This is a genomic window from Martelella sp., assembly GCF_984369615.1.
In genome coordinates this window covers 1-5035 of record NZ_CFHTCS010000317.1, presented here as the reverse complement: position 1 = coordinate 5035, position 5035 = coordinate 1, and the positions used below count along the sequence as shown (strand labels likewise).

The 5035-nt window shown below is 65.5% G+C and carries 5 protein-coding genes; all 5 read right to left on the bottom strand.

The window, feature by feature from the left end:
• Positions 1–78 precede the first annotated feature (78 nt).
• Positions 79–1308 carry a phage major capsid protein gene (locus AC5DC2_RS19180; RefSeq protein WP_036235849.1) on the bottom strand — a complete coding sequence of 410 codons (1230 nt, stop codon included), beginning with the start codon at positions 1306–1308 and terminating at the stop codon, positions 79–81.
• Between the two features lie 40 nt (positions 1309–1348).
• Positions 1349–2035, bottom strand: a complete 687-nt coding sequence (locus AC5DC2_RS19175) for an HK97 family phage prohead protease (protein ID WP_024706501.1) — start codon at positions 2033–2035, stop codon at positions 1349–1351.
• 30 nt (positions 2036–2065) lie between these two features.
• Complete coding sequence (locus AC5DC2_RS19170; RefSeq protein WP_491699623.1) at positions 2066–3223, bottom strand: phage portal protein; 1158 nt, start codon at positions 3221–3223, stop codon at positions 2066–2068.
• An 80-nt stretch (positions 3224–3303) separates the two neighbouring features.
• Positions 3304–3621 (bottom strand): Dabb family protein, encoded by a 318-nt coding sequence (locus AC5DC2_RS19165; RefSeq protein WP_491699622.1) that lies wholly within the window; start codon positions 3619–3621, stop codon positions 3304–3306.
• Positions 3622–3705: 84 nt separating this feature from the next.
• Positions 3706–5031, bottom strand: coding sequence for a DNA-packaging protein (locus AC5DC2_RS19160; protein WP_491699624.1), 1326 nt, complete (start codon positions 5029–5031; stop codon positions 3706–3708).
• Between the last annotated feature and the right edge of the window lie 4 nt (positions 5032–5035).

Below are 5035 nucleotides of genomic sequence, written 5' to 3'. Positions count from 1 at the left end.
CATCGCGAAAGTGTCCTTCTGCCATTTAAAAACCCCGGCAGAAACTGCCGGGGCGCGCATTGCTCCCGTCGTGACGGATCACATGTCGCCGAATTTGATCAGCTTGATCGCCTCGAAGTTCTGCACCCCGCCGCCGACGCGCTTGGTGGTGTAGAACAGCACATAGGGCTTGGCGGAATAGGGATCGCGCAGGATCCTGACCCCGGCGCGATCGACCACCAGATAACCGGCAGCGAAATCGCCGAACGCTATCGACATGGAATCAACGCCGATATCGGGCATGTCCTCCGCTTCGGTCACGGGAAAGCCCATCAGCGAGGCCGGCTGGCCGAGGCTCGCCGGCGGCTGCCAGAGATAATTGCCGTCATCGTCCTTGAACTTGCGGATCGTCCCTTGCGTCTTCCGGTTCATCACGAACTGGGCGTTCTGGCGGTGGGCCGCCTTCAGCGCATAGATTGTCTCGATCAGCGTGTCGGAGGGGTCGGCCGCCTTGAAGCCGCCATCGACGCCGGTCGCGATATAGCCGATCTTCTCCCACTCCCAGGCGCTGTCGGCCACCGTGGCGTAACTCAGGAAGCCCTTGGGCGTGTTCGCCGTATTGCCGTTCACGAAGGCCGCGCCCTCCTGCTCGGCAAAGGCGATGTCGATCTCCGAGGCAATCCAGTTCTCGACATCGACCGCCGCATCGTCAAGCAGCGATGCGCTCGCTGCCGGCATGGCGTACAGCTCCATCGTCGGGAAGGAGAGCTCGGAGATATCGGGCGTCGCCGTCTGGTCGCGGTCGGCAATCTCGCCGACCCACCCGGCCGTGAAACCGGACGCGATAAAAGGCTTCTTCAGTACCGCGCCGGAAACCTGGCGCACCGTTGCCAGCCGGCGGATCGGCGAGACGACGGAAAGCCTGCGGCCGATTTCCGTATCCGTTTCCTCCGGCACCAGATAGCCGCCGTCGCTTTCCGCGGTGGAGATCGCCTTCGCCTCCAGCGCCCTGAGGCCGTGGTCGTCGCCGCGGCGGATATAGTTCTCGAAGGCCTGTTTGTGCTCGGCAGCCGCAAGGCTCGTTCCGCGTCCAAGCGCCGGTCGCGCCCGCTTCAGCTGCATCTCGTCGAGCTGGCGGGCCTGGGCATCCATGGCGCGGTTGATGCGGTCGACCTTTTCGCGGGTCAGCACATCCTCGCCCATCTTGCTCTCGATCTCGCCGAGCCTTCGGTCATTGGCGTCCTTGAACGCCTCGAAGCTCGACATGAAGGCCTCGAAGGCCTCGGCAATACCCGCGGGCGCGCTCTTGAGCTCGGGCGCCGCTTTCATCTTCGCATCGGTCACGATGAATTCCTCTCTTTGAAAAACTTCAGGACGACATCATCCGCCGTGCCCGGCGCAGCAGGCCGAGCAGGCGTTCGTCGTCCATCTCGTCATCGCCGCCGGCCGCATCCCGCCCGCCGACCAGCGCCTCGTAGCCGCCGGCAAGAAGCCGGCGCGCCGCCTTTCGGCTCAGGCCGGCATCCCGCGTCAGCCATCGCTCGAATTCCCTGATGGTGGGAAATGCGTCACCCGCCTGCTTCACGCTGGCAATGCGCGCCGACGGCAGCATCGGAAAGGTGACGATCGATATTTCCCAGAGGTCCGCTTCCAGCACCCGGCGCACGCCGGTCTTCGCATCCGTCTTGGCGCGCACGGTCTGAAAGCCGATCGAAAGTCCGTCGAGGCCGCCGGATTTCATCAGCGCGTGCACCTCGCGGGCCCGCGCCACATCCGGGGAAAGCACGCCCTCGACGTAGAGCCCGCGCCCATCCTCGCGGATCCTGCGCCAGGCCCCGATCGGCTCGGACGGATCATGCTGGAACAGCATGCGCACGCCTTCGGCCCCGCGCTTCTGCAGCGAGCGCGAAAACGCCCCGCGCTCGATCATGTCCTTGCCCAGGTCAACTTCGCCGAACAGGCTCGCATAGCCCGAAAACGAGCCGTCCCCGGCAAGGTCTGTCAGCGACAGATCGGCATATTTCAGTTCGTCAGCCAGCATCGATCCTTCGCCCATAGCGGCGCCTCCTGAAAGCTCTTGCATGTTTCAGTACCCCACGGCCGCGCGCTTCTCCTCGTCGGTGAGGAAATCAGCCGTTGCGACCCGCGACCAGAGCGCATCGCGCTCGGCGGCAAGTGCGGGCACCTGGTCGAGGTCCGGCTCGAGCCTCAGTCCAGCGCCATAAACCGGCTCTAGCCAGGCCGTCAGCGAGGCGGCCGTGCGGGCAATCAGCGGCAACACGGTCAGCCGGTAGAAGGCGCGGTTGGCCTCCTGATAGTTGGAATAGGTATTGTCGCCGGGAATCCCGAGCATCATCGGCGGCACGCCGATGGAAAGCGCGATGTCGCGGGCAGCACCATTGCGCGCCTCGGTGAAATCCATGTCGCGCGGCGTCAGCCCCATCGCCTTCCAGTCGAGCCCGCCTTCCAGAAGCAGCGGTCGGCCGGCGCGCACCGGACCCGCATAGCCTTCCTCCAGTTCCTGCTTCAGCCGCTCATACTGCTCCTCGGTCAGGCTGCCGCCATCCTTCGGCTGATAGACCAGCGCGCCCGAAGGCCTTGCCGAATTGTCGAGCAGCGCCTTGTTCCAGACGGAAGCGGCGTTGTGCAGGTCGAGCGCCATCTGCGCGGCGGCAAGCGGCGAAAACCCCGTGTGGTCGTCGAGCGGGTGGAACAGCCGCATATGCAGCAGCGTCAGCCCCTTGCCCTCCGCCGCGAAACGGGTCACATGGTTTCCGGCGCGATATTCATAGGCCTCCGGCCAGCCGTCGCGCCCCTCGATCACGCGGATGCGGTCCGGCCGCAGCAGGTGCAGCTCGCGCAAATCCTCACCCAGTATGATGGGTTCGATATAGGCGTTGCCCGAAAGCAGGAGCACGCCGAACAGCGCCTCCAGAAAGTCCGCGCCGCACATGCGCCGGTTCGGTCGCTTCAGAAGCGACAGAAGCGGGTGATCGGAAACGAGCGTGCCGTTGTCGAACAATTGCCAGGGCATGGCGCTCGCGGCTTCCGCGATAAGACGCACAGCGCGGTGGGCCACGGGGTTCCTCATGAACCCTTCGCGGGCAAGGGCGGCATAGGACCGGCCGGACCAGCGCGCCTCGCCGCTGAAGGCGATGGCGGAGAGCATTGTCGCCGCCTTTTTGTCGGGCACGCCGACAGGCTCGGCCGGGCGCCTGCCCGGCAGATGAAAGGGCATTTTCATGCCGCCTCCCCTTATCCTTGCTTTGAAACGAAAAAGGCCCCGGAAAACCGAGGCCTGTCAGTCGGAATGCAGATCGGACATCAGTCCGTCGGACGCGCATGCCGCACGGCCTTTGCCGTGTCGTAATCGGCGGCAATGCGCATCTCGCGGAGCGGACGGACAAGCGCCGTCGACTTCTTGTAGAGCGGGTGTTCGCGATAGGCGGCCAGCGCCGTCTCGTCCTCGAATTCGCCATAGACGACGAAATCGACCTTCTCGTCATAAAGATCGCTGCGCGTGTTGCGACCGATCTCCAGAACTAAAGCATGCGGGCTTTCCGTCAGGATCGAAAGGCCGGCCTCGATCTGATCGGCATCGCCGCCCTCCGGCACCGAAAAGAAAACGATATGTCTGATCATGCGAAAACCTCGTTGCGCCCTCAAAGGTCGATTGCGGCATTCGGCTAGCATGGGGCCATAGCTGGCGCAAGCGCCAATGGCGCCTCACACCCCGCGCACGCGCGGCACCCCGTCGCCTTCCAGAAGCAGCGCCGTCAGCGCCCACACCAGCGCGTCGAGCCGGTCCGGCGAGCGCCCGCCCGAAAGCCCGTCCGGACCGAAATCGCACATCTGGTCGACAAGCCGGGCGAAATGGCCCGCATGGCGCACCCTGCCCTGCTCATAAAGCGCGGCAACCGGCTCGGCGCGCAGAAACTTTCCGCGCCGCGCCCTCACCGTTGCAACCGGCAGCCGCTCATCGACGCTTTTCAGCATCGCCGTCACCATGTCGCCGCCCTGGTTGATCTCCGCAACCACCCGGTCGGCATCAAAGCGGCGATAGGCCTCGACAACGGCGCGGGCCCACTCGGCCGGCGTGCCGCCCTCCACCGAGCAGTCGGCCAGCACCAGCGCGCCGCCGTTTTCCATGCCGCCCGCGACAACGATGCCGCAAACCGAGCGGCGACCGGAACCGGAGGGCGGATCGACCGCGACAACAATCCGTCCCGTCGCCATGGCATTGCGGGAGACGACCGTCTCAAGTTCTCCCCGCCGCCACAAACCGTCCTCGCGGTCCTCGATCATTTCCCCTTCGAGTTCCTGCCGGCCGAGCCGCGTGCCGCCATAGCGGCTTGCGAGCGACTTGATGAAGCCCGGGGCCAGATTGGCGTGGTTGTCCGCCGTCGAAATCCGCGTCAGCGCCGTGTCGCTTTCCGCCATCAGCTTCTTCAACAGCGGCACGGCGCGCGGCGTCGTCGTCACCATCTGCCGCGGCCGCGCGCCCAGCCGCAGACCGAACTGCAGCATGTCCCAGCATTCCTGGCCGTAGCGCCATTTCGCCAGCTCATCGCACCAGGCGAAGTGGAATTGCGGCCCGCGCAGCGCCTCCGGATCTTCAGAGGAAAACAGGTAGGCCACGGCGCCGTTCGGCCAGACCAGCCGCCGGCGGGTGATCTCCAGCACCGGCGCCATCCGCCGCGCGATCCGGCAGATGCCGGACACGCCGTCGATCATCACCTCGCGCGCATCCCCGAGCGTCTCGGCCACAAGGGCGATGCGCAGATCGCATTTTGCGCCGCCTGAAAGCGCCAGTGCGTGCACCCATTCCGCGCCGGCCCGCGTCTTGCCGGAACCGCGCCCGCCCATCAGGAGCCATGTCCGCCAGTCGCCCGCAGGCGGCATTTGTTCGGGCCGCCCCAGAAAGGCCCAGTCGCGGGCAAGCGCTTTGACAAGAGCATAGGGATCATTGGCCACCGGCGCGCTCGGCGATACGCCGCTCTGCCAGTTCCTCGGCCCGCTTTTCGATGAGGTCGAGGAAATGGGCTTTGGCATCTTC